The 24,930-nt window shown below is 62.3% G+C and carries 19 protein-coding genes; 9 read left to right on the forward strand and 10 right to left on the reverse strand.

The features are described from left to right. Positions 1-70 precede the first annotated feature (70 nt). The 6 genes from ATK23_RS05995 to ATK23_RS06020 all read right to left on the reverse strand — a co-directional run bounded on the left by ATK23_RS05995 (position 71) and on the right by ATK23_RS06020 (position 7,905). Positions 71-1,357 (reverse strand): glutamate-5-semialdehyde dehydrogenase, encoded by a 1,287-nt coding sequence (locus ATK23_RS05995; protein ID WP_100339247.1) that lies wholly within the window; start codon positions 1,355-1,357, stop codon positions 71-73. 16 nt (positions 1,358-1,373) lie between these two features. Further along, entirely contained in the window at positions 1,374-2,531 is a 1,158-nt protein-coding gene (gene proB, locus ATK23_RS06000) for a glutamate 5-kinase (protein WP_066138588.1), read from the reverse strand. A gap of 3 nt (positions 2,532-2,534) precedes the next feature. Further along, the gene (obgE, locus tag ATK23_RS06005; protein ID WP_066138591.1) at positions 2,535-4,124 is read right to left on the reverse strand and encodes a GTPase ObgE; all 1,590 of its coding nucleotides are present in this window, start codon (positions 4,122-4,124) and stop codon (positions 2,535-2,537) included. 124 nt (positions 4,125-4,248) lie between these two features. Next, entirely contained in the window at positions 4,249-4,503 is a 255-nt protein-coding gene (gene rpmA, locus ATK23_RS06010) for a 50S ribosomal protein L27 (RefSeq protein ID WP_013349162.1), read from the reverse strand. Between the two features lie 49 nt (positions 4,504-4,552). Continuing rightward, positions 4,553-4,861 (reverse strand): 50S ribosomal protein L21, encoded by a 309-nt coding sequence (gene rplU / locus ATK23_RS06015; RefSeq protein ID WP_022875304.1) that lies wholly within the window; start codon positions 4,859-4,861, stop codon positions 4,553-4,555. A 227-nt stretch (positions 4,862-5,088) separates the two neighbouring features. Further along, positions 5,089-7,905, reverse strand: coding sequence for an Rne/Rng family ribonuclease (locus ATK23_RS06020; RefSeq protein WP_066138593.1), 2,817 nt, complete (start codon positions 7,903-7,905; stop codon positions 5,089-5,091). 606 nt (positions 7,906-8,511) lie between these two features. Here ATK23_RS06020 and ATK23_RS06025 point away from each other — a divergent pair. The 4 genes from ATK23_RS06025 to ATK23_RS06040 all read left to right on the forward strand — a co-directional run bounded on the left by ATK23_RS06025 (position 8,512) and on the right by ATK23_RS06040 (position 12,098). Continuing rightward, a complete protein-coding gene (locus tag ATK23_RS06025; protein ID WP_066138596.1) occupies positions 8,512-9,135 on the forward strand; it encodes a vitamin K epoxide reductase family protein in 624 nt (207 codons plus the stop codon). A 273-nt stretch (positions 9,136-9,408) separates the two neighbouring features. Continuing rightward, a complete protein-coding gene (locus ATK23_RS06030) occupies positions 9,409-9,996 on the forward strand; it encodes a GNAT family N-acetyltransferase (RefSeq protein ID WP_083515443.1) in 588 nt (195 codons plus the stop codon). A gap of 254 nt (positions 9,997-10,250) precedes the next feature. Continuing rightward, positions 10,251-11,552, forward strand: coding sequence for an AI-2E family transporter (locus tag ATK23_RS06035; RefSeq protein WP_038990842.1), 1,302 nt, complete (start codon positions 10,251-10,253; stop codon positions 11,550-11,552). Positions 11,553-11,906: 354 nt separating this feature from the next. Further along, the gene (locus ATK23_RS06040; RefSeq protein ID WP_066138602.1) at positions 11,907-12,098 is read left to right on the forward strand and encodes a hypothetical protein; all 192 of its coding nucleotides are present in this window, start codon (positions 11,907-11,909) and stop codon (positions 12,096-12,098) included. Between the two features lie 63 nt (positions 12,099-12,161). Here ATK23_RS06040 and ndk read toward each other — a convergent pair whose 3' ends face one another. The 4 genes from ndk to ileS are packed head-to-tail and all read right to left on the reverse strand — an operon-like array spanning position 12,162 to position 17,662. Beyond that, positions 12,162-12,578 carry a nucleoside-diphosphate kinase gene (ndk, locus tag ATK23_RS06045; protein WP_038990838.1) on the reverse strand — a complete coding sequence of 139 codons (417 nt, stop codon included), beginning with the start codon at positions 12,576-12,578 and terminating at the stop codon, positions 12,162-12,164. 40 nt (positions 12,579-12,618) lie between these two features. Then, positions 12,619-13,050: a DUF4233 domain-containing protein gene (locus ATK23_RS06050; protein WP_038990837.1), complete on the reverse strand. Its 432-nt coding sequence runs from the start codon at positions 13,048-13,050 to the stop codon at positions 12,619-12,621. Next, on the reverse strand, positions 13,050-14,345 hold the full coding sequence (locus tag ATK23_RS06055; RefSeq protein WP_407645322.1) for a bifunctional folylpolyglutamate synthase/dihydrofolate synthase: 1,296 nt from the start codon (positions 14,343-14,345) through the stop codon (positions 13,050-13,052). Before ATK23_RS06055 ends, ATK23_RS06050 begins: the two co-directional genes overlap by 1 nt. A gap of 56 nt (positions 14,346-14,401) precedes the next feature. Further along, positions 14,402-17,662, reverse strand: coding sequence for an isoleucine--tRNA ligase (gene ileS, locus ATK23_RS06060; RefSeq protein WP_066138608.1), 3,261 nt, complete (start codon positions 17,660-17,662; stop codon positions 14,402-14,404). Between the two features lie 449 nt (positions 17,663-18,111). Between ileS and helR the strand changes: the two genes are divergently transcribed. The 5 genes from helR (at position 18,112) to ATK23_RS06085 (ending at position 24,823) form a co-directional block, all read left to right on the forward strand. Further along, positions 18,112-20,271: an RNA polymerase recycling motor ATPase HelR gene (gene helR / locus ATK23_RS06065; protein WP_066138610.1), complete on the forward strand. Its 2,160-nt coding sequence runs from the start codon at positions 18,112-18,114 to the stop codon at positions 20,269-20,271. A gap of 31 nt (positions 20,272-20,302) precedes the next feature. Continuing rightward, a complete protein-coding gene (locus ATK23_RS06070) occupies positions 20,303-21,550 on the forward strand; it encodes a sensor histidine kinase (protein WP_066138613.1) in 1,248 nt (415 codons plus the stop codon). Then, the gene (locus tag ATK23_RS06075) at positions 21,544-22,164 is read left to right on the forward strand and encodes a response regulator (protein ID WP_208644161.1); all 621 of its coding nucleotides are present in this window, start codon (positions 21,544-21,546) and stop codon (positions 22,162-22,164) included. Before ATK23_RS06070 ends, ATK23_RS06075 begins: the two co-directional genes overlap by 7 nt. Positions 22,165-22,275: 111 nt before the next feature. Further along, a complete protein-coding gene (locus ATK23_RS06080) occupies positions 22,276-24,378 on the forward strand; it encodes an MMPL family transporter (protein WP_066138618.1) in 2,103 nt (700 codons plus the stop codon). Then, on the forward strand, positions 24,371-24,823 hold the full coding sequence (locus ATK23_RS06085; protein WP_066138621.1) for a DUF2871 domain-containing protein: 453 nt from the start codon (positions 24,371-24,373) through the stop codon (positions 24,821-24,823). Before ATK23_RS06080 ends, ATK23_RS06085 begins: the two co-directional genes overlap by 8 nt. The last annotated feature ends 107 nt before the right edge of the window (positions 24,824-24,930 follow it).

Consider the following 24,930-nt stretch of genomic DNA (forward strand, 5'->3'; position numbering starts at 1 on the left):
CGGCTGGAGCGGCGGCTCGAAAAGTAACGGTACGTTTCTTCTACATCGTACCGAAAAGGGCGGTCAGAAACTATTTCCGGATATGTCCGTCGCCTTGGACGATCCACTTGGTCGTGGTCAGTTCGGCCAGGCCCATCGGGCCGCGGGCGTGCATCTTCTGGGTCGAGATGCCCACTTCGGCGCCCAGGCCCAGTTGCCCGCCGTCGGTGAACCGGGTGGAGGCGTTGACGATCACGGCGGCCGAGTCGATCTCCGCGACGAACTGCTCGGAGGCGGCCAGCGAAGAGGTGACAATCGCCTCGGTGTGGCCGGTGGAGTAGGCGCGGATGTGCTCCAGGGCCTGGTCCATGCCGTCGACGACCTTCACCGCGATGTCCAGGTCCAGGTACTCGTTGCCCCAGTCCTCCTCCCCCGCGGGGATGGTCTGCAGCTGCGGAACCAGTGCGGCGGCACGATCGTCCGTGTGCAATCTCACGCCGGCAGCGGACAGGGCCTGCAGCACTGCCGGGGCGGCGGCGGCATCCTTGTGGACCAGCAGGGTTTCCACGGTGTTGCAGACGCTGGGACGGTGGGTCTTCGCGTTGAGCAGGATGTCCACCGCCATTTCCTCGTCAGCGCTCGCGTCGAGGAAGATGTGCACATTGCCTTCGCCGGTTTCGATGACCGGGACCTTGGCGGTGGTGACCACGCGCTGGATGAGCTCGCGGCCGCCGCGCGGGATGAGCACGTCGATCTTTCCGCGCGCGCCCATCATGGCGTCGGCGCCGGCACGGCCGAACTCGTCGACCGAGATCACGATGTCTCGCGGCAGGGAGACGGACTCCAGCGCGTCGCGGATCACCGCGACCAGCGCCTGGTTGGAGTTCAGCGCGGCCGAGCCGCCGCGCAGCAGCACGGCGTTGCCGCTCTTCAGCGCCAGGCCGGCAATGTCCACGGTGACGTTGGGACGGGCTTCGTAGATGGTGCCGATGACGCCCAGCGGCACGTTGACCTGGCGCATGCGCAGGCCGTTGGGCAGGGTTTCGCCGCGCACCACGCGGCCTACCGGGTCGGGCAGCCCGGCGAGCTCATGCAGCGCGGCGATCAGGCCGTCGATGCGCGGGCCATCGAGCTTCAGCCGGTCAAGCAGTGCTTCGGAGGTGCCATTGGCGCGGCCCGAGGCCAAGTCCTGCTCGTTGGCGCGCAGGATCATCGAGCGGTTCTCGTCGATGCGCGCCGCCATGGCGGCCAGGGCGCGGTCTTTCCAGTCGCGGTTGGCGCGCTTGAGGATCCGCGAGGCGCGGCGTGCGCGATCGGCCAGCTGATGGACCGAGGTGGTGACGTCGGTGGTCGTTGCTTCGGGGTTTACGGCGTCCATACTCATGCTCCTCATTCTAGAAAATGGGTTCGATCAAAGCCAGATCATCGACATGCACTACCGACCTGTCGTAACCTGCGCCGAGTTCTTCCACCAGTTCCGTGGTGCTGTGACCCAGCATGTCGGGCAGTTCGTGGGAGCCGAAATTCACCAGCCCGCGGGCGAAAGGAGTCCCCTTGGCATCGCAGATTTCGACGGCGTCGCCGGCTTCGAATTCCCCGCGCACCGCGGTGATGCCGGCGGCCAGCAGCGAGTTGGTGCCGCTGGCGATGGCCTTGACCGCGCCGGCATCCAGGATCAGCTTGCCTTCGATGTTGGCCAGGTAGGCGAGCCAGACGTCGCGGGCCGAGCGCCGGGAGTTGCGGGCGGCGAACCAGGTGCCCACATCCTCTCCGCGCAGCGCCTTGGCCGCATTGTCGGTGCTGGTCACCAGCGTGGGGATGCCTGCCGAGGAGCTGAGGGTCGCGGCGTCGACCTTGGTGATCATGCCGCCGGTGCCCACCCCGGCCGCACCCGGTGTGCCCAGGTCCACGGATTCGAGCTCGTCGGGGTGCTCGATGGTGGTGATGCGGCTGCCACCGTCGTCCGGGTGCGCGTCGTAGACGGAGTCCACGTCGGAGAAGAGCAGCAGTGCGTCGGCCTTGACCAGGTGGGCTACCAGCGAGGCGAGCCGGTCGTTGTCGCCGAAGCGGATTTCGCGGGTGGCTACCGCGTCATTTTCGTTCACGATGGGCAGCACGCCCAGGTTCAGCAGGCGGACCAGGGAACGCAGCGCGTTGGTGTAGGACGAGCGGCGCATCAGGTCATCGGCGGTCAGCAGCACCTGGCCCACGCGCTGGTCGTACTCGTCGAACAGCTGGGTGTACTGCGCCAGCAGCAGGCCCTGGCCGACGGCCGCGGCGGCCTGCTGGGTGGCAAGGTCCTTGGGACGCTTGGCCAACCCGAGCGGGGCCAGGCCGGCGGCGATGGCGCCGGAGGAAACGAGGATGACCTCGGTACCGTTGCGCAAGGTTTCAGCGAGCGTGTCCACCAGGAACTTCAGCCGCTCGTGCGATATCCCGCCGCTGACCGTGGTCAACGAGCTGGATCCCACTTTGATGACCAGCCGCTTGGCATGCGGCAGCTGGTGGGGCGAGGTAATGGCTGAAATTGTCTTGGTGGCGCTTTCACTCATACTTTAATTTTCCTCCTGGTTTGCCTTTGGTTCAGCAGTTTTGCGTCCGTACTTGGCGTCCACGGATTCGGTCCAGATGCCGGCCTTGCGTTCGGCTTCCAGCTCGGCGCGGGCGGCCGCCTTGGCGGCCTTGCGCTCCTCGTGCTCTGCACGCTTCTCTTCGCGAGTCTTGCGATCGCCGCGGTCCTCGAGGCGGATATCCTCGCCGCGCCGGCTGCCGCCGAGCAGTTCGGCACCGGCAGCCATGGTCGGCTCCCAGTCGAAGACCACTGCGTCGTCCTCCGCGCCGATGATCACCGCGTCGCCCGGCTTGGCGCCGGACTTGAACAGCTGGGTCTCGACGCCCAGCTTGGCCAGGCGGTCGGCCAGGTAGCCTACGGCTTCATCGTTGCGGAAGTCGGTCTGCATGATCCAGCGTTCCGGCTTCTCGCCAATCACCCGCCACATCGGCTCAAGGTTCTGCTCCTCGCGGCGGATGGTGAATTCGACGCGCTTGGCTGCGCGCGGACGGATCACAGGCACCTCGACGACAGGGGCTTCAACCACCTGTTCGGCACGGGCCTGCTCTACCAATTCAGCCATAGCGAAGGACAGATCGCGTAATCCATTACGCGAGAGCGCGGAGATCTCGAAGACGCGGTAGCCGCGCTTCTCCAATTCCGGGCGAACGAATTCGGCCATGTCAGCGCCGTCCGGCATGTCGACCTTGTTCAGCGCGATCAGTTTCGGGCGGTCGATCAGCGGCACGATGGTGCCATCGGTACCGGCGAAGGTGGAATCGGCCTCGTAATTGGCCAGCTCCGACTCGATGATCTCCAGGTCGCTGATCGGGTCGCGGTCCGATTCCAACGAGGCGCAATCCAGCACGTGCACAATCGCCGCACAGCGCTCGACGTGGCGCAGGAACTCGTGGCCCAACCCCTTGCCTTCGGAAGCGCCCGGGATCAGGCCGGGCACGTCGGCGACGGTGAAGCGGGTTTCGCCGGCTTCGACCACTCCCAGGTTGGGCACCAGCGTGGTGAAGGGGTAGTCGGCGATCTTGGGGCGCGCCGCGGACAGGGCGGCGATCAGCGAGGACTTGCCGGCCGAAGGGTAGCCCACGAGGGCGATATCGGCCATGGACTTCAGTTCCAGGACGATGTCCTGGCTGGTGCCAGGGATGCCCAGCAATGCGAAGCCCGGGGCCTTGCGCTTATCCGAGGCGATGGCTGCGTTGCCCAGGCCGCCCATGCCGCCGATGGCTGCGATGTATTCGTCGCCCGGATTGACCAGGTCGCCGAGGATGTCGCCGTCCTTAGTCTTGATGACGGTGCCGGCAGGTACGCCGAGGACCAGGTCCTCGCCGCTCTTGCCCGGGTGCAGGCTGCCCTTGCCCGGTTCTCCGTTGCCGGCCTTGCGGTGCGGCAGGTGGTGGAAGTCCAGCAGCGTGGTGACCTGGGGGTCGACGCGCAGGATGATGTCTCCGCCCTTGCCTCCGTTGCCGCCGTCGGGACCGCCAAGCGGCTTGAACTTCTCACGCTTGATGGACACACAACCGTGGCCACCATTACCTGCGGTGACATGAAGGGTTACGCGATCAACGAATGCAGCCACGGGGCCATCTACTCCTAGTACGGGGGTGCGAGGGATACTCGCTTAAAAGTCTAACTATGCACGCAAGGGGCGGACCGAAATCGGCCCACCCCTTGTGTACTAAAAAATTTGCCTGATGCCTGAATCAGGCAGCAGCCACAATGTTCACCACGCGGCGACCACGACGGGTGCCGAACTCGACTGCGCCAGCAGCCAATGCGAACAGGGTGTCATCCTTGCCACGGCCTACGCCGGCGCCTGGGTGGAAGTGGGTGCCACGCTGGCGAACGATGATTTCGCCTGCCTTGACTTCCTGACCACCGTAGCGCTTTACGCCTAGGTACTGTGCGTTGGAATCGCGACCGTTGCGAGTGGAACTCGCACCTTTCTTATGTGCCATGCCTTTTAGCCTCTTTCGCTACAAAAAATGGATTCTACGATTGCCTGAATTAGGCGATCGAGGTGACCTTGACCTTGGTCAGAGCGGCACGGAAGCCCTGGCGCTTCTTGTAACCGGTCTTGTTCTTGTACTTCTGGATAACGATCTTCTCGCCGCGAAGGTTTTCTACAACCTCAGCGGTGACCTTGACCTTAGCCAGATCGGCAGCTGCGGAAGTTACCTTCTCGCCATCTACCAACAGCAAAGCTGGAAGCTCGATGGAGCTGCCTGGGGCAGCCTGAAGACGGTCAACGGTGATGAGGTCTCCTACGGAAACCTTCTCCTGGTGGCCGCCTGCGCGGACAATTGCGTACACCACGTGGGTACTCACTTCTACTCGACGTTTATTGTCTTACCGGCGCAGATATCGACCCGAACACCCACATAGTGGATGCGATCCGGGGATCTCATGCGCTTGTGCCTTGACGCCGAGCGGACCAAAAGTCCGTGATCTTGGCGTTTAGCACCGATCAACTAGATTACGCTAGTCCCCGCCACTGGAGCAAATACAAACTGCCCCAGCGTGGGAAGCGTGATCAAGTTCATCTATTTCAGTTCGCGTACCGGAACACCCACACCGAGCATGACCGGTTGCCCGGCAGGCTCAGCTGGTTTTTCCTTCTTCGAACCGGAGGCATCCATCTGGACTACCGAACCGGTAGCGGCGGATACCTCTGCCACGAGGACCTCTGCCGTCGCATCGCCCTGGACCGAGGTGGCCCGACGACTGCGGCGCTTTGGCTTCGTGGAAATCTGCGGGGTTGCCGTGGCGGCAGCCGGAGCGGAAGCAGGTGCAGTTGCAGCGGCAGGAGCACTGGCAGCTGGCATGGCCAGGCCGGTAAGCACCGGCTGGTCCTGCTGCGCCGACTCCTGCGGACGCGATGCACGGCGCGAACTCGTGCGAGGCTGCTCTTCGGACTTCGGGGCAGCAACAGGTTCAGGAGCAGCTTGCAGTTCCTGGCTGGCCTGTGCGTCCTCGTTGGTCGAAGCGCTTTCCTCGGCCTGGTTGCGATTGCGTCCGCGGGAGCGCGAACGGCGGCGCGGCTTGCGGCTGCCATCGTGCTCTTCGCTGGACTCTTCCTTGCCGGGCAAAGCGGCTTCCAGGGCCTCCAGGGTCACCGAAGCCTCGGCGGCCTGCGCAGGGGCCGCGGATTTGGTCACGGGAATCTGCTCGCCCTCGATGCTCACTGCGTTTTCAGCAGGGCCGTCAAGGTGCGAGGCGGCGGCGATGCTGGCCAGGGCGTTGCGCGTGGCTTCGTCCTTCTCCCCTGCTGCCTGGTCCTGCTTCTCAACCGGCTTCTGCTCGTCCTTCTCGCCGCCGCGACGGCGGCGGGAATTGCGGCTTGGCTTGTCGTTGAACTTCTTGCCATGCGCTTCGCCATGCGAGTTGAAGGACTTGCGCGATTCGACCGGCTCGTCGTGGGTGATGACGCCAGCACCAGCGCAGTGCTCGCACTCTTCGCCGAAGACTTCGAGCAGTCCGGTGCCCATGCGCTTGCGAGTCATCTGCACCAGGCCCAGCGAGGTCACTTCGGCCACTTGGTGCTTGGTCCGGTCGCGGCCCAGGCACTCGACCAGGCGGCGCAGCACCAAGTCGCGGTTCGACTCAAGCACCATGTCGATGAAGTCGATGACGATGATGCCGCCGATGTCGCGCAGGCGCAGCTGGCGCACGACTTCCTCGGCCGCTTCCAAGTTGTTCTTGGTCACGGTCTCTTCGAGGTTGCCGCCCGAACCGGTGAACTTGCCGGTGTTGACGTCGATGACAGTCATCGCCTCGGTGCGATCGATGACCAGGGAGCCGCCCGAAGGCAGGAAGACCTTGCGGTCCAGTGCCTTGGCGATCTGCTCGTCCACGCGGAAGTTGGCGAAGATGTCCTCTTCGGCTTCCCACTTCTCCAGGCGTCCCATCAGGTCCGGGGCCACGTACATGACATATGCCTCGATGGTGTCCCAGGCGTGCTCGCCCGAGACGATCAGCTTGGTGAAGTCCTCGTTGAAGACGTCGCGGACTACCTTGATGGTCAGGTCCGGTTCCGAGTACAGCAGTTCCGGAGCCAGGGTCTTGGTGGAGTTCGCTTGTTCCTCGATGCCTTCCCACTGCGCGCGCAGCCGGTTGATATCGTTGGTCAGCTCCTCCTCGGAGGCGCCTTCGGCGGCGGTGCGCACGATGACGCCAGCGTTTTCCGGCAGGTGGTCCTTGAGGATTTTCTTCAGGCGCTGGCGCTCAACATCGGGCAGCTTGCGCGAGATGCCGGTCATCGAACCGCCCGGCACGTAGACCAGGTAGCGGCCCGGCAGCGAGATCTGGCTGGTCAGGCGGGCACCCTTGTGGCCTACCGGGTCCTTGGTGACCTGGACAAGGACCGAGTCGCCGGCCTTCAATGCGTTCTCGATGCGGCGTGGCGCGCCTTCGAGCGCTGCCACATCCCAGTTGACTTCGCCTGCGTACAGCACGGCGTTGCGGCCGCGTCCGATATCCACGAAAGCGGCTTCCATGGAGGGCAGCACATTCTGCACCTTGCCGACGTACACGTTGCCGATCAGCGAATCCTGCTGGGTCTTGGAGACGAAGTGCTCTGCGAGCACGCCGTCTTCGAGCACGCCGATCTGGATGCGGTCTTCGCGCTGGCGCACGATCATCTTGCGCTCGACGGACTCGCGGCGGGCCAGGAACTCGGCCTCGGTAATCACCTGGCGGCGGCGTCCGGTTTCGCGCGATTCGCGGCGGCGCTGGCGCTTGGCTTCCAGGCGGGTGGAACCGCGCACCGAGGCGACCTTGTTGTTGACCGAGCTGTGGCTCTCGATGCTTCCACGCGGAGCACGTACTCGGGTGACGGTGTTCGGCGGATCATCCTGCGAGCCGCCTTCGAGCTCCAGATCCACGTCGCCACGGCGACGGCGGCGACGGCGACGCGAGGTCACGTCGTCTGAATCGGCGTCTTCAGCGGAATTCGAGGCAGCGGCACGGCGGGCAGGTTCCTGCTTCTTCGCGACGGCTGCGGCCAGCACAGCCTGGGCGGTTTCCGGCACGGCAAACGGATTGAGGATCATGCTGCTGCCGTGTTCGGCCAGCAGCATGCCGGTCTGGTCAACGTCGTTCGCCTCTTCCACCGGGGCAGCTTCCTGCTCGGCGGCTTCAGCTGCTTCGGCGTTCTGCGCCTGTGCGTCCTCATGCTTGGCTGCGGCAAGCTCGACGGCCGCGTCATTGGCGGTATCGCGTGCCGCCTGGGCACGGCGTTCTGCTTGGCGGCTGGCCCGCTTGGTGGAATCAGGCGTGGAAACCTGGGTGCGGCGGGTGGCCCGCCAGCGGTATGGGCTTTCCTCGACACCGGCAGCGGCATTGAGTTCGGCCAAGGTCATGGCGCGACGCAGTGGCCGCGCAGGCGTGGTTGAAACACTGGTACGGCGGGCTCGAGTTGAACGGTTGCCCCGCTTATTACCTTGCGCTCCACCCTTTCGTTGATTTGCTGCGCTCATTTAAATTCGCGTACTCCTACTATGTCCCGCTTCGGCATCCTCCACAGACGGCGCCGTCGCTGAAACTACAATCATCACGTGTCGCTTGGCCTACCTGACTTCCAGAAGGCCGGACACAAAAGCTCGCTATTTTCCGCGGGTTCAACGCAGGTCCAAAATTCTGAACCATGCGCAAATCCTGCGGATCAACGTGGCCTAAGAAAACCGGCTGCTTTCCTTTGCAGCCCTACGATCCGCGGTATTCCCTCGGGAGGCGCACATATTGGGCACTCAACCGAAGCGATGCATCGCCTGTCGATCTGTCGTTTCAAAAGTCTGTCGTCGGGTTGAAAGCAGACTGTGGATCCGCGAACAACCATTTACATTCTCTCATATTTCGTTCACGCCTTGTTCATTGCTTCTCACCTGTTGCACAGAAACGCTTCCTAGGATGAAAATGCCCACGGCGGAATTACCCGCTTTCCTATGAACTTATGGAATAGTCAAAACATGGTTTCATCACTAGAAAATAGCCGCGGCTCGGGCGTGTTGCCCTGGTGGGCTAAGGAACGCGGCTTCGGTCTGTTCATCATCGTTACCGGGTTGGTCTCTTGGCTCGCCGCCGGAATCCTGGTTCTGGAACGCTTGGAGCTCTACAAGAACCCCGACTACATCACCAGTTGCGATGTTAATCCCTGGATCTCTTGTGGCACCGTGATGAAATCCGAGCAAGCAGGCATTTTCGGTTTCCCCAACCCCTTTTTCGGGATTGTCTGTTTCGCAGTGGTAATCACGATCGGCTTCGCCCTGCTTGCCGGCGCAAGCAACCTGAAGCGCTGGTTCTGGCTGTGCTTCCAGCTGGGCGTGACGGCGGCCATGGGGTTGGTGGTCTGGTTCTGGTCCCAGGCCCTCTACGAAATCAATGCACTGTGCCCATACTGCATGGTCGTCTGGGTCATGACGATTCCATTGTTCGTCTTCACTACCGCACGCAATGTGCTCACCGGCGTGATTTCCGCAGGCCCCGGCGTGAAGAAGTTCTTCAGCGAGTGGAGCTGGATCATCACCGCTATCATCTGGGTGCTCCTCGCCGCATCGGTCGTCCTGCGTTTCCCGCACGCCTTCTTCGGCTAGAACAACTCCAGATCTCCTCACGTACCTGCGGGGCCGCCCCTTCGGTGACGGCCCCGCAGTGCTGTTCCCGGCACTCCGCCCCACCCCGCCGGCCAAATAGGTCATGTCCAGACCTTGTACCACTATTTGTTGCCCCCCCTCGGCGCGCCAATGCGCGAAGGAATCCCAATTCCCGCTGCGACTAGCGCTTATAGGACACATGGCGGCACCTGCACGGGTTCGCCAAGAACGATTTTCCGGGCACCGCTCAGCTAGACCCGGTAGATTGGATGCATGGCAAGTGACATATGGAACACAGAAAATGCCCAAGACTACGGAATTAATCTGCTAATTTCCGAACACATACGGCTGCGTGAACTGCAAGAGGAAGATCTTGCATTCCTCACCCAATGGTGGAACAGTCCGGAGTTCATGGCCCTGCAAGGCAACCTGGTACTTCCCCACCCGGTCACCGAGGCCGCAGAACTCTTCAAGTCCCGGAGCATCAACCGGGGCACCACCGACGGCGTTGGACTGTCGATCACGCTTCCCGACGATACGCTGATTGGGCACACAGCATTGTACGAATACAACGCTCCAGCGCGTTCTGCCGAGCTGATGATCATGATCGGCGGATCCAATGTTGGCCAGGGCTACGGCACAATGGCCATCAAGATGATCATCGATTACGGCTTCCGCGAAATGGGGTTGAACCGCATCGGCCTGAACGTCTGGGCATACAACGAGCGCGCGCTACGCACCTTCAACCGCGCAGGATTCCGTGAAGAGGGCAGGGTGCGCCAAGCCGGATTCCACGACGGCTCGTTCCACGACAAGATCATCATGGGGCTGCTGGCCAAGGAATACTTCAGCACCAAATAGCCCGGAGAGGCAGCGAACAAGATTTGAAAGCAACGGGGCCGCGCGGCGCGCGGCCCCGTTGCTTTGCATGAGCTTGCCTCCAGAGCGCTTGTAAAATCAGCCAATAGTTGCAGGAATCTTCGGCTTAATGGTGCAGAAGCAGGTTCTATTGGCCTAGCCAACACTAAATAATCAGTCTTGCGGTGTTGCCCCGGAACCTTGTCAAGTCGTTAACCTATTGTTAGAGCTATCAGTACCAGCTACAAGGAGTGACTATGGCTTTTTTCCGTAAGGTCAGGCTCGCCGCGTTGTCGAAGAACCAGTCTCAAGATGACAAGCCGACACCTGCCGAGCACCACCGCGTTCCGGCCAAGGACGCCAAACCAGAATTCACTGTCACCAGCTTGTGGACCGACTTGCTAGGCCGACTGGGCATCCGCAGCGCGCAGCTATTGATCGTTGGCGCTCTGGCAACATTCCTCATCATCGGCATGCTCCGCTTGACCATGATCGTGATCCCGACACTGCTGGCCGTCATCATTTCCTGCGCGCTATGGCCACTTGTCGTCAAACTGCGCAAAATCGTTTCACCGATGCTGGCAGCATGGATCGTATTCCTCGGTTCGCTCTTGATCCTAGGAGGCATCGGCACCGGCCTGGTCTTCTCGGTCATCAGGGAATGGCCAAAGCTCGTTGACCAAGCTGTCGAGGGTTTCAACCAGCTCAATGAGATGGTCCAGGGCTTCATCGGCACGATGCCGTTCAACATCGACCAGAGCCAGATCGATAGCGTCGTTGAAACAATCACCGGATTCTTGACCAGTTCCCAGTTTGGCACCGGTGCATTGAACACGCTGAGCGCCGCCGGCAGCTTCGTCACTGGCTTGATCCTGCTTCTGGTGATCCTGTTCTTCTTCCTGAAGGACGGAGACAAGATCTGGGCCTTTGCCGTGTCGTGGACTCCACGCCACTACCGCAACAAGTGGATTCTCTCCGGCGATCGGGCCCTGCGCACCTTCGGCGGCTACATCCGCGGTACTGCCACCGTGGCCGCGGTAGATGCCTTGGGCATCACCGCAACATTGCTGATCGTGCAGGTGCCCTTGGCCATCCCGCTGGGTGTCATCGTCTTCCTCGGATCCTTCGTCCCGATGGTCGGTGCTACGGTTGCCGGAATCCTGGCCACGCTGATCGCCTTGGTGACCAACGGTCCAGTGATTGCGCTAATCGTGCTTGCCGCGGTGATCTTGGTGAATCAGCTGGAGGGCAACTTCCTCCAGCCGGTCGTCATGGCCAATGCCCTGAGCCTGCATGCGCTGGTCGTCTTGATGGCGCTGACCGCTGGCACCGTCCTGGCTGGCATCGTTGGCGCCGTCCTGGCGGTGCCGCTGGTTGCGGCAGCGTGGGCGGTGATCAAGGTGTGGACCGGACGCGACAAGTCCGATGCGGTGGCTGAAGCCAGTGAAGACATCAAATCCGAAGTTGAAATCAGCGAAGAGGACGCGGCTATCGAAAAGCTCGAAGCCAAGGAGAAGCACAGGGAACAGCACATGGAATCCCCTCAGGATTCTGCGTAATTGTCGCCAGTGGGGGCGCTCCTGCATTGCAGGGGCGCCCCTTTCTTACGCCACTTAATGCTGTCGTTCGAATTATTTCCTAATAATTCTCAAGGAGTTCATGCGCCCTCCCAGCCCTGAATTTCCAGGGTTTTCACGCTGGGAGCAGAGCGTGGATGGCTAATCCCGCGTTGCCGTGCGTGTTGTTTCTGTGTTTAATGTGACTGAAGTGATGGAAGTGGAGCGACGCGGGATGCGCAAGCACCTTGAGAAGTTTTGCTGCATGTCTTCGTTTTCCCCAACAGGGAGAATCCCGCGCCATGCTTCGCCCGCAATCAATGCGCTAACGCGTACTGAAGACTGGGAGGTATCCACGTGCTGGAATCCAGCAATGACGAAGCAGATAAGTATTTTTCGCTGACCGTCGGCCCGATCGCCGACCGCCATCAGGTGGTCAGGATCGGTGCCGCGGAGCAGCTGCCACTGGACTCGGCCGCGCAGGCGTCCGGAAGTTCGGTACAGCAACCGTCCGCGCTCGCCCAGGACAGTTTGGATGACTGGTTCTAGGTTCCGCTTTCAGGTATCAAAAATCCCGGCAGCCCATGGCTGCCGGGATTTTTGCGTATCAGCTTACTTGCCGAACCAGATGCCGATCTCGCGCTCTGCGGACTCAACGGAGTCCGAGCCGTGGACCAGGTTCTGCTGGACCTTCAGGCCCCAGTCGCGGCCGAAGTCGCCACGAATGGTGCCTGGGGCTGCGGTGGTCGGGTCGGTGGTGCCGGCCAGCGAACGGAAGCCTGCAATGACGCTCTGACCTTCAGCCACGATCGCCACCACTGGACCTGAGAGCATGAACTCCACCAGCGGCTCGTAGAACGGCTTGCCTTCGTGCTCTGCATAGTGCTCGGCGAGCAGCTCTCGAGTAGCTTCAAGCTGCTGCAGCTTGGCAATGGTGTAGCCCTTGGCTTCAATGCGGGCAAGGATCTGTCCGGTTAGGCCGCGCTTGACGCCATCTGGCTTGACCAGGATCAGGGTACGTTCAGTCATGTGACTACCTCTTCGTATCGTTGATGTACTTCTTGGAATCTTAGGCTTGCTCGGGGTTGGCTTTTTCCCAGGCTTCCTGGGCGGCGGCACGGCGCTTGTTTTCCACGTCGATTTCCTCGCCCTTGGACAGCGCAAACCACCAGCACAGGGCGAACGCCGCGGCCAGGTAGAACATGTCCACCAGGATGAAGCCGCTCAGGAAGAACACTACCTGCAGGATCCAGCCGATGATGTAGCCGATCTTCTTGCCCAGCAGGGCGCAGTTGAAGATGCACAGCAGCGCCACGGCAGCGCCGAGGCTGAGCACCACTGCGGGTTCGCCGCGCTTGAGCCCGAAGGCCGCGAGGGTGACGAACACCGCCAGCAGTGCCTCGCAGACCAGCACGGTTGACGCGAACATCATCTTCGTGGAACGCTGCTTCTTCTTCATCCCAGGTCGCCACTCGCGCTGGGCACGGGTGAGTTTGGCCATTAGGGCTTGCCTCCCTTGAGCAATAGTGAAATCTCGCCCACCAGTGTAATCGAACCGGTGACCAGCACTCCGCCGGACAGGTCGTTGCCTGCCTCCGCGCGGCCAACGGACCACTCGATGGCGTCTTCCAGGTTTTCGGTGACGTGGATGTCAGCTTCCGGCCAGCCGACATCGATGGCCAGGGTGGACAGCTCGCCGGCGGGAATGGCTCGCGGCGAGGAGGACTGGGTGATGCAGATGTCCTCGACCATGTCCCCGTATTCCTCGCGCAGGGTGTAGAGCATCGCCTCGGCGTCCTTCTCCTGCAGGATGCCGACCATCAGGACCAGACGCGTGAAGCCGAAGGATTCCTTGATCGCTTCCGCGGTGACGCGGATGCCGTCCGGGTTGTGCCCGGCATCCACCAGGATGCTCGGGGCCGCGCGCAGCAGTTCCAGCCGGCCCGGGCTCGTCGCCGCGGCGAAGCCGTCGCGGACCAGGTCGGCGTTCAGCTCGCGCTGTCCGCCGCCGAGGAATGCCTCCACCGCGGCCAAGGCCACGGTGGCGTTCTGCGCCTGGTGGGCGCCGAACAGCGGCAGGAAGATCTCGTCGTAGCGGGCAGCCTGGCCCTGGATGGACAGCAGCTGCCCGCCCACGCCATGCTGGCGATCCAGCAGCCTGAAGTCCAGGGTGTCGAAGGCCGCCGGCACGTCGAGCTCCCGGGCACGGGCCAGCAGCACGTCGGCCGCGTCCACCGGCTGCACCGAGGAGACCAGATAGCCTCCGGGCTTGAGGATGCCGACCTTTTCCTCGGCGATCTCCCCCGGGGTATCCCCGAGCAGGTCGGTGTGGTCCAGCGAGATCGGGGTGATCACCGAAACATCGGCATCGGCCACGTTGGTGGCATCGGTGATGCCGCCCAGGCCCACTTCGAGCACCACAACATCCACCGGGACCTCGGCGAAGACCGCGAAGGCGAGGATGGTGACAGCCTCGAAGTAGGTCAGCTTGTTTTCCCCGCGCTCGACGAGCTCGGCGTCCACGATCTCAAGGAACGGGCTGATCTCATCCCATACGCGCACGAAGGTCTCGTCCTCCACCGGCGCACCGTCAATGGCGATGCGCTCGGTGACCGAAATCAGGTGCGGCGAGGAGTAGCGGCCGGTGCGCAGATCGTGCGCCATCAGCAGCGATTCGATCATGCGTGCGGTCGAGGTCTTGCCGTTGGTGCCGGTGATGTGGATGACCGGGCAGGCCTTGTTGGGCTCGCCGAGGATCTCCATGGCCCGGAACATTGGAGCCATGCGCGGCTCCATCTTGTTCTCCGGGGCCCGGGACAGCAATTGCGCGTAGACGCGGTCCAGTTCGCTCACTAGTTGGCCTCGACTTTGCCGGAATCCAGCTTGGCCACGGCAACCTGCTCGCCCTGGGCCGAATCGTCGGCGACGAGCTCCAGCTGCGCGCTCAGGGTTTCGCCGGCCACCAGCTCGCGGTTGGCTTCCAGCGCCGCGATGGTGGCCGCGCTGGCGGTGATCACGGTGCGGATGCGGTCCGAAACCTGCAGGTCCGCGTCCTTGCGGGCGGACTGGATGGAGCGGATCATGTCGCGGGCGGTGCCCTCGGCGGCCAGCGCCTCGGTGACCTCGGTATCCAGCACCAGGAAGCCGCCATCGATGACCGCCGCGGCGATCTCGCCGGCCGAATCCACCACGGTGTCCAGGGTGTATTCGCCCTCGGCCAGTTCCAGGCCGCCGGCGGTGACAACACCGTTGGCGACGGACCAGTCACCGGACTTGGCGCCCTTGATCGCCTGCTGCACGTTCTTGCCCAGGCGCGGGCCGGCGGCACGGGCGTTGACCACCAGCTGCTGGCTGATGCCGTAGCTGGCAGCGTCCACTCCCTCGGCGTCGATCAGGGTCACTGCCTTCAGGTTCAGCTCGTCGGCGATGATCGATGCGTAGGTGCCCTCAAGGCGGGCGGCATCGGTGAGCACGACCTTCAGCTCGGCAAGCGGCAGACGCACGCGCAGGTTCTTTGCCTTGCGCAGCGAGGAGCCCACCGAGCAGATCTTGCGGGTGGTTTCCATGGTTTCCAGCAACGCGGCGTCGGCCGGGAACTGCTCGGCATCCGGCCAGTCGGCCAGGTGCACCGAGCGCTGCCCGGTCAGCCCGCGGAAGATCTCCTCGCTGGCCAGCGGCAGCAGCGAAGCGGTGACCTTCACCAGGGTTTCCAGAGCGGTGTACAGGGTGTCGAAGGCCTGGGTGTCCTCGTCGAAGAAGCGCTGGCGGGAGCGGCGCACGTACCAGTTGGTCAGCGTGTCCATGTAGTGGCGCACCGCCTCGGTGGCATCGGATACCTCGTAGGAATCCAGCGCCTCGGTGACCTCTCGCACCAGCTGTCCGGTGGCGGCCAGCATGTACGCATCCAGCGGGTCGGTGGAAGCGGTGGTGAACTTGGCCTCGTAGCCTGCCCCGTTGTTGGCGGAGTTGGTGTACAGGTTGAAGAAGTGCCAGACGTTCCACAGCGGCAGCAGTACCTGGCGCACGCCATCGCGGATGCCCTGCTCGGTGACCACCAGGTTGCCGCCGCGCAGGATCGGCGATGCCATCAGGAACCAGCGCATCGCATCCGAGCCGTCGCGGTCCAGGACCTCGGTGACATCCGGGTAGTTGCGCAGAGACTTGGACATCTTCTGCCCATCCGAGCCGAGCACGATGCCGTGGGAGATCACGTTGGTGTAGGCCGGGCGGTCGAACAGCGCGGTGGACAGCACGTGCATGGTGTAGAACCAGCCACGGGTCTGGCCGATGTACTCGACGATGAAGTCCGCCGGGTGGTGGCCGGAATCGAACCATTCCTGGTTGTCGAACGGGTAGTGCACCTGGGCGTATGGCATCGAACCGGAGTCGAACCAGACATCCAGCACGTCTTCCACGCGCACCAGGGTTCCGCCTTCGGCGCAGCCGTCGTGGGCGCGGGTCAGCTCGTCGATGAATGGGCGGTGCAGATCTGGCTGGCCTTCGTGGTTCAGTGGCAGGCGGCCGAAGAAGTTCTTCAGTTCATCCAGCGAGCCGAAGACCTCGCGGTGGGTGCATTCTGCTCCCGTGCATTCCCAGACCGGGATCGGCGAACCCCAGTAGCGGTTGCGCGAGATCGACCAGTCGCGGGCGTTTTCCAGCCACTTGCCGAACTGGCCGTGCTTCACGTTGCCCGGGATCCAGTTGATCTGCTCGTTCAGCTCGACCATGCGGTCCTTGAACTTGGAGACCTCGACGTACCACGAGGAGATCGCGCGGTAGATCAGCGGAGTGCGGCAGCGCCAGCAATGCGGGTAGGAGTGCTCGTAGGAAGCCTGCTTGACCAGCTTGGCCTCGTCCTTGAGCACATTGGTGATGGTCTTGTTCGCATCGAAGACCTGCACGCCGACGATGTCGGCCAGCGGCCCGCCGGCGAAGACCGGCAGGAACTTGGCGCCCTCGTCCACCGAGAGGATCACCGGGATGCCGTGCTCTTCGCAGACCTTCTGGTCATCCTCGCCGTAGGCCGGAGCCTGGTGCACGATGCCGGTGCCGTCGGCCACGGTGACATAGTCGGCGGTGAGAATCTGCCAGGCGTTTTCGGTGCCGTACTTCTCGGTGTCGGTGTAGGTGTCCCACAGCGGGGCGTAGCGCACGCCGGCCAGGTCGGCGCCGGTGTAGCTGGCGGTGACCGCGGCGGCGGCTTCCTTGGCGTCCTTGTAGCCCAGGTCCTTGGCATAGGAGCCGAGCAGGTCGCGGGCCAGCAGGAATGGGCCGGCGGCGGCAGAGGCCTTCACGCCAGCTTCGCCGGCTGGGAGAACGACGTACTCGATGTCCGGGTGCACTGCCAGCGCCTCGTTGGTCGGCAGGGTCCACGGGGTGGTGGTCCAGGCCAGGGCCTGCACGCCGGCCAGGGCCTTGGAGGCCTCGGTTTCGCCGGCAAGGATGGTGAAGCCGACGGTAACGGTCTGGTCCTGGCGGTTCTTGTAGACGTCGTCGTCCATGCGCAGCTCGTGGTTGGACAGCGGCGTCTCGTCCTTCCAGCAATACGGGAGCACTCGGAAGCCCTGGTAGGTCAGGCCCTTGTCGGACAGCTGCTTGAAGGCCCAGATGACCGATTCCATGAACTCGACGTTCAGGGTCTTGTAGTCGTTTTCGAAGTCGACCCAGCGAGCCTGGCGGTTCACGTACTCTTTCCACTCGTCGGCGTACTTCATCACCGAGGTGCGGCAGGCGTCGTTGAACTTGTCGATGCCCATGGCTTCGATCTGCTTCTTGTCGGTCATGCCCAGCTGCTTCATGGCTTCCAGCTCGGCGGGCAGCCCGTGGGTGTCCCACCCGAAGCGGCGCTCGACGCGCTTGCCGCGCTGGGTCTGGTAGCGGGCGACGAGGTCCTTGACGTAGCCGGTGAGCAGGTGGCCGTAGTGCGGCAGGCCGTTGGCAAAGGGAGGGCCGTCGTAGAAGACGAATTCTTCGCCTTCGCGCTGGTCGATGGAGGCCTGGAACGTGTTGTCGTTCTTCCAGTATTCGAGGACGCGCTTCTCAAGTTCTGGGAATCGCGGTGAAGCCGGGGTCGAACCGGTTGGGTCTGTAGTGACCTTCGGGTAGAAGCTCATCGAATGGGCCGTCCTTCAAGCGTAGGGTCGATAAATCCTTGCCTACGAGGACGGCGATAATGCCGCGGTACCACCCCGCTTATCCCCCGCCTAAATCGCGGAGAACCACTTATCATCAGCTGTGACGGGCTGGTCCCGTTCGGTTCTACTGGGCAAACCCGAGGTTCGCTGTTCTTCCGAAGACTCACCGGTGATAGCCGGATCGAAGTCGCAGTCCTTATATCGTACCGCGTGATGCGCGTGGTGAAAATTCCCAGATCACCCAAGATGGCAATGAGTTCAGGCTCACAGCCTTGTGGCCCAAGCACCGAGGAAAGGGGCTGATGCAAGGAAATCTCCGTTGCCTGCATTTTCAGGATAGCGCGTTGAGGGGGCCTTGCCGCAAGGCCCCACCCATGGCCCATAATCGATACCTTCCCCACGAGAACCATCCAGATCAGGGAGCCTGCGTGCCTGCTGCAACTTCTAACACCAGCTACTTCGATTCCATCCACGAACATGCCACACCCGAACTCGCGAAAGACATCGCGCAGGACCAGCAACGGCTGGAAGAGATCGCCGCGCGCATCAAGCAACTCCGCTCCGAAGCGGTTGAGCGCATCGCTGCACGCGGCAAGGACCGGGCCGGCACCCTCCAGCAATCCCTGCAGCGCGATGTCGAGCTGAACGAACTGGCTCAGCGGTTGCGCCAGCTGGACCTCGTGGGACCATACGCCTGCTTGGGGTACATGCAATTCGCCCAGACCGGCGAGCGCCTCTACATCGGACGAGCCGGTTTGAGCGATGCCCAAGGCAAGCAGCTGATGGTGGACTGGCGCACCCCGGTGGCCGAACCATTCTTCGCTGCCACGCATGAAGAGAGCTACGGGCTGTCGATGCGTCGCCGCTACCGCTGGCGCCGCCAGCGCATTTCCGACTACTGGGACGAAGTATTCGATTCCTCCCAGCTGCAATCCCATACCCGCCTGGATGACCACTCATCGTTTCTCGCGTCGCTTGGCAGCAAGCGCTCACCGAAAATGCAGGACGTGCTCTCGACGGTCCAGTCCGATCAGGACGCGATCATCCGCAGCAGCTCGCGCGGCGCACTGGTGCTTGACGGCGGGCCAGGCACCGGCAAGACGGTCGTCGCCCTGCACCGCGCCGCGTACTTGCTCTACGCGGATCAGCGCCTGCGCAGCCAAGGAGGCAAGGTGCTGGTCGTGAGTCCGCATGAAGCCTACTCCTCCTATGTCTCTGATATCCTGCCGAATTTGGGAGAGGATGATGTTCTCATTGCCACTCTTTCGAACATAGTTTCGATAGGGCAAGATCTCCCTGCCGAACAAGATCCCGAAGTCCAGCGCATTAAATCCAGTGCCGCCATGCTGAGTGCGCTGAAGAAAGCAGTCGAGGTCTTTGAAGAGCCGCCCGCCACCGAGGTGGTGCTCGATATCGGTGAATTCCAAGCCACGGTCACTGCGCAACTATGGCGCGACGCGGTGGGCATGATCGACTCCGAGACTCCGCACAACGAAGCGCGCATCCAATTGCGCGAAGCTCTGGTTGACCTGCTGCTCCCCCAGCTAGCAGGCAGCAATGCCCCTGAACCGCAACTTCGCGCCGATGCGGCACGAAGTTCTGCACTCGGAGCGCTGCTCAATGAATACTGGCCCATCCTGGATCCGCTGAATCTCCTGAAGGCTTTGTATTCGACGCCCGCATTGCTTCGGTACAGCGGCTCGGAACTCACTGACGACCAGATCGAGAAGTTGCTGTCCGCCCCACGTCCAGTCGCATGGACGACATCAGATATTCCGTTGATTGATTATTCCCGCTATCTGATCGGAGACCAGGACAGCGAGACCAGCCATCGTGACGAGCAGTCTCGAATCCATGCAGAGCGAAACCGATGGACGAACGTCATAGACGATCTGATGGCCTCGGCTGATGACAAGGAAGACCTGGCATCTCAGCTCATGCACCACGATCTCCAGGAGCATCTGCTCAGCCATAGCTTGGAGACCCCGTTGGCGAAGGAAAGTTTCGACGGGCCCTTCTCGCATGTCGTCGTCGATGAAGCCCAAGACCTGACCGATGCCCAATGGGCAATGATCCAACGCCGTTGCCCGTCGGGCAGCCTGACGATTGTCGGCGACAGGGCCCAGGCCGTTGACGGTTTCAGCACGTCATGGGAACAGCGGCTAGCAAGCATTGGCATTCACGACATCTCCATCTCCCGGTTGCGGGTAAACTACCGCAGCACCGCACAGATCATGGAAGCCGCAGCAGCGCAGATCCTGCCGGAGATGCCGGAGGCCAACGTGCCGCAATCGCTGCGAGCAAACGGTGCACCGGTACGCTACGCCCATCCTTCACACCTCAAGAAGATTCTCGACCAATGGCTGGCCGAAAATAATGAAGGCACCGCTGCGGTGATTGGGCTTCCGGGTTTCCCCGCCTCCGAACGAGTCAGCGTGCTGACTCCTGAACACGCCAAGGGACTGGAATTCGATCTGGTGCTCGTCTGCCAACCTGAGAACTTCGGCCAGACCCGGCGCGGCGCAGTACGCCGGTACGTGGCCATGACCCGAGCGACAGCTCAATTGGTCATACTGGCCGAGCAATGACCATCGGGCAGCCTTTAGTAGGCTGGCTTCCATGAGCACTGCCGAACCGCAACGGTTGGAAACCCGGAATCAACAGCACGCCTTCGCCTCACCAAGCGTGCTGCGTTGGGGCCAGCATCTGGTCACGGCGATTCTCCTTGCCATTGCGCTGCTTCGACAGCTAGCAACTCAGGATGCCGCGTTGCCTGCCATCCTCGTCTCAGTGCTTTTCGCTGGCTGGTACAGCGCAGGCTTCATTGCCCATTCCAAGGCTGGCGCCTTCGCGGTGCGCGCATGGTGGCTGGCGCTCCTGCTCGGGATTTGGGTAGCAAGCCTTTTCGTTTCGGCCGAATTCATGTGGCTCGCCTTCAGTCTGTGGCTGCTCTTGGGCCACCAGCTGCCGTTCCTACCCTCAATCTTGTGGTCGGCGGTCGTCTACGCCTTTACGCTGCTTGCTCCGTATCTGCACCATGGGCGACTGAGCATTGCGGCCATAGCCGGTCCATTAGTCGGCGGCTTGTTCGCTTGGGGCATTTCCCGCGGTTACCTGCAGATGGAACGCGATGCCCAAGTGCGCACCTCGCTCGTGAATTCCCTGGTCCGCGCACAGCATGAAATGGCCGACCTCCAAGAGGAACTTGCGAGGTCGCAGCACGAGGCGGGCATCGCCACGGAACGCACGCGCCTGGCCCGCGAAATCCATGACACCGTCGCACAGCAGCTGTCCTCCATCGGCCTGCATGCCAAGGCGGCAGAGGCCTCCAAGGAACCGGACGCAGCCGAGAAAGCACTGGTTCGCATTGATGAGCTTTCCGGACAGGCGCTGACCGATTTGCGCCGCATTATCGCCGCGCTCGCACCCGCTGAACTGGATTCGCAGGCACTGGCCGGCGCATTGAACCGGATACTGGAGAATTTCGAAGCTGATTCGAACGTCGGCACCCGGCTGGACATCGAGCCGGGTTTGCCCGCCCTGGAGCCCAGCGTGCAGATTGCCTTGCTGCGCACCGCCCAGTCGGCGCTCTCTAACGCCCTTCGCCATGCCCACGCTTCAATCGTTGCTATCAGCTTGAGCAGCAGTGGCGACGAAGTCCGCCTGGATATCGTGGATGACGGTGTTGGGTTCACGCCGAATTCCGGTCCCGCGCAAACCAGCACCGAGGCTGGCGGGTTCGGCCTGAAAGCCATGAACCAGCGGCTGCGGGAGCTCGGCGGCGGACTGGAGATCGAAAGCTCCCCAGGCGAAGGCACAGCACTGTGCGCGCATCTTCCGATCAACGTCGCAAAGGACAAATCGTGATCCGCATCCTCTTAGTCGATGACCATCCCATCGTTCGCACCGGGTTGCGGGCGCTTTTTGAGAACTTCGGAGACATCGCAGTGATCGGCGAGGCCTCCAGCGGCGAGGAAGCGCTAGCGTTCGTCAAGGACAACCCGGTTGATGTCGTGCTGTGCGATCTGCGCCTCGGTGCCGGGATGAACGGCGCGCAGACCACGGTAGCCATCCGCAAGCTATCCAAGCCTCCCCACGTGTTGATCCTGACCACGTTCGACAAGGATTCGGAAATCTTGGCCTGCATCGAAGCCGGAGCCGCCGGCTATCTGCTCAAGGACGTCAGTGCGCAAACCATCGTGGATTCCATTCGCCAAGCCGCAGCCGGCCACATGGTGCTGGCCCCGGAGATGGCCCAGCGGGTTGTCGAGGGCATGCGGCGGCCGAAGATCGAGCTGACGGCACGCGAGAAAGACGTGCTGGCCCAACTGGCTACCGGTGCCGGAAACAAGCAGATCGCCAAGGCATTGTTCGTTTCCGAAGCAACGGTGAAGACCCATCTGGTGCATATCTTCGACAAGCTTCAAGCATCCAGCCGCACAGATGCCATCAACAAGGCGACAGAGCACGGTTTGCTCTAAGTACTTCCGGCATTCGGAAGACACGCCGGTAACCGCCTCAACCTTTCGGTTGAACTTTTATTCGCCCTTTTCCACGATGGATTGACCTGCAAAAAATCATTAACTGGAACTATGAAAGTTCCAGTTATTTCCCGGGTCGGCGATTCGCTGACCAGCCGGCGCGGCGCTCGCCTGTGGGCCGGCGGCATCGTCGCAGCAATTCTCGTCCTCTTTGGCGCGCTGAGCAGCGTCCAGGCTCCGGCCCGGTCTGCGAGCTCGCTGGTTGGCGATTCGGATTCGGCCAAGGTCGCCCAGCTCATCGATGCGAACTCCAACGAGTCCGAAACCACGGCCCTGCTGGTGGCCAGCCGTGGCGACGGCAACGCGCTCAGCGACAACGACCGCGCAATGATTGATCGCCAGGCAGACGCCTTGGGTCACGCAGCGAACGTCACCGCTGGCCGCACCATGGCCAGCGAGGATCAGCAGGCAGCCATGGTTCCGCTCTCGTGGAATACCGTGTCCGATGCGGCCGACCGGGAAACGCTCAAGTCGATTCGAAGCTGGATCCAGGATCATCCATCAGCAGATTTGCAGCTTCAGGTCACCGGTCCTACCGCATTTGCAGTTGATGTCACCAATGCATTTGCTGGTGCCGACTTCACCCTCTTGGCAGTCACGGTGGCAATCGTGGCTGTCTTGCTGATCTTGACCTACCGATCGCCGGTGCTCTGGCTGATCCCGTTGGCGGTCGTTGCCATCGCCGACCGCAGCGCCTCTCTGGTGGCCAACCTGCTGGGCAATGCCTTCGACCTGCACTTCGATTCCGGCGTGCTCAGCGTCCTGGTCTTCGGCGCAGGCACCAACTACGCCCTGCTGCTGATCTCCAGGTACCGCGATGAGTTGCATAAGCATGCCGATCACCGTCAAGCGCTGGCCAAAGCCTGGGCATCCCGCTTCGAGGCCATTCTCACTTCAAACCTGACCGTGGTTTTGGCTCTGCTCACCCTGGGCCTGGCAGTCATGGACGATACGCGCGGATTGGGTATCGTTTGCGCCGTTGGCTTGCTGATCGCGGCGATCTTCGCGCTGTTCCTCTTACCCCCGATCCTGGCCATGTGCGGCCGCAACGCCTTCTGGCCATTGATTCCCCGTCCCGGACAGGAAGCCAAGACGGAGAATTTCTTCGGCCGTGCAGCTCGCTCCGTGATGAACCGTCCGGGACTGAACCTCACCGCGATGGCACTATTGCTTCTGGTGCTTGCCGGAGCACTCACCGGTACGCGTATTGGCCTGGATCAAACCCAGCAATTCCGCACGGCAACCGAATCCTCCAGCGCCATGGACCTGCTGGCAGAGCATTTCCCCGCCGGGGAAACCCAGCCGGTCACCGTCTTGGCGCAGGGTGCAGGGACTGGCCCATTGCGAGATGAATTCGCTCGCCTTGAGAACGTGAAACGCGTCGGCGAGGCAAGCCAGCTCGGCACTACCGCGTGGCAGGAGTTCTCGGTGTTTCCCGACGTTGATCCCAACTCGGCGAAGGCCCAGGATCTTGTGCAGCAGCTGCGTGATGCCGCAGCCCGTGGAGGCGACGGCCAGGTGCTGATTGGCGGACAGAGCGCAGAACAACTGGATTCACATCAAATGCACCTGCGAGACCTCTACGTGATTGCGCCGCTGATCATGATGATCTGCTTCGTGATGCTCGGCTGGCTCACCCGTTCATGGCGCACTGCTCTGGCTCTGGGAGTGGTGAACCTGCTCAGTGCTGCAGCTGCTGTCGGATTGGGTTCGCTGGTTTCCTCAGTCGTCTTCGAGGCTGACGCGCTGGATGTCCAAGTGCCGCTGTTGGCCTTCGTCTTCCTGGTAGCGCTCGGCGTGGACTACACGATCTTCCTGACCCAGCGCGTGCGCCAGGATGCACAGGCGCTGGAACTGCATGAAGCAGTTGCCTTGGCAGCAAGCCGCACCGGATCAGTCATCACCAGTGCCGGGCTCGTGCTCGCCGGAGTATTCGCCGCCCTGGCGACCTTGCCTCTGACCGTCCTGGGCCAGCTCGGCCTGATCGTCGGACTCGGCGTCCTGCTGGACACATTCGTTGTTCGGACCTTGCTGCTGCCCGCGCTGTTCGCGGTCCTGGGTTCGGCCAAGCGCCCGGTCTTCGGCCACGTTTCCTCCCCTGCGGAAGCATCTGCAGAACCAACCACTCAGAAAGAAAACAACATCAATGCGTAAGCTCGTCAATTTCTCCTTCACCTACATGATCCTCGGAGTCGCCTCTGGTCTCTTCTACCGGGAATTCACCAAGATGAACGGTTTCCCGGAGGGAGCGTGGACCCAGCTATCGGTAGTCCATACCCATCTGCTCGTCCTCGGCTTCATCATCCTGCTGCTGGTGCTCCTGCTGGAGAAGGCCTTCGTCCTGAGCCAGCATCGCAAGCTCTTCGCATGGTTCATGGGAACCTACAACGCGGGTGTGCTCCTCACTGCGGGCATGCAGCTCACCCACGGCATCATGACCGTGCTGGGCATCGAGTCCTCCAAGATGGTCTCCGGCATCGCGGGCCTTGGACACATGTCGAACACTGCAGGCATGATCCTGCTGTTCATCATGCTCCGCCGCAGTGTCGGCGCCGGTGATCAACAGAACGCCGCACGGAAGCGGGCAGTCGAGGGCTAGGCAATCGGCCCGTCGTCGATTTGCCGTTCCCGGCTGGCCGGTGAACTGGCTGGCTGGGCGGGGCTGAGCATCGCGCCGTAGCCCTGGCAGCAGCGCTGCTCATGGCA

This window comes from Glutamicibacter nicotianae, from assembly GCF_002797775.1.
GTDB classification, from domain to species: Bacteria; Actinomycetota; Actinomycetes; order Actinomycetales; family Micrococcaceae; genus Glutamicibacter; species Glutamicibacter nicotianae.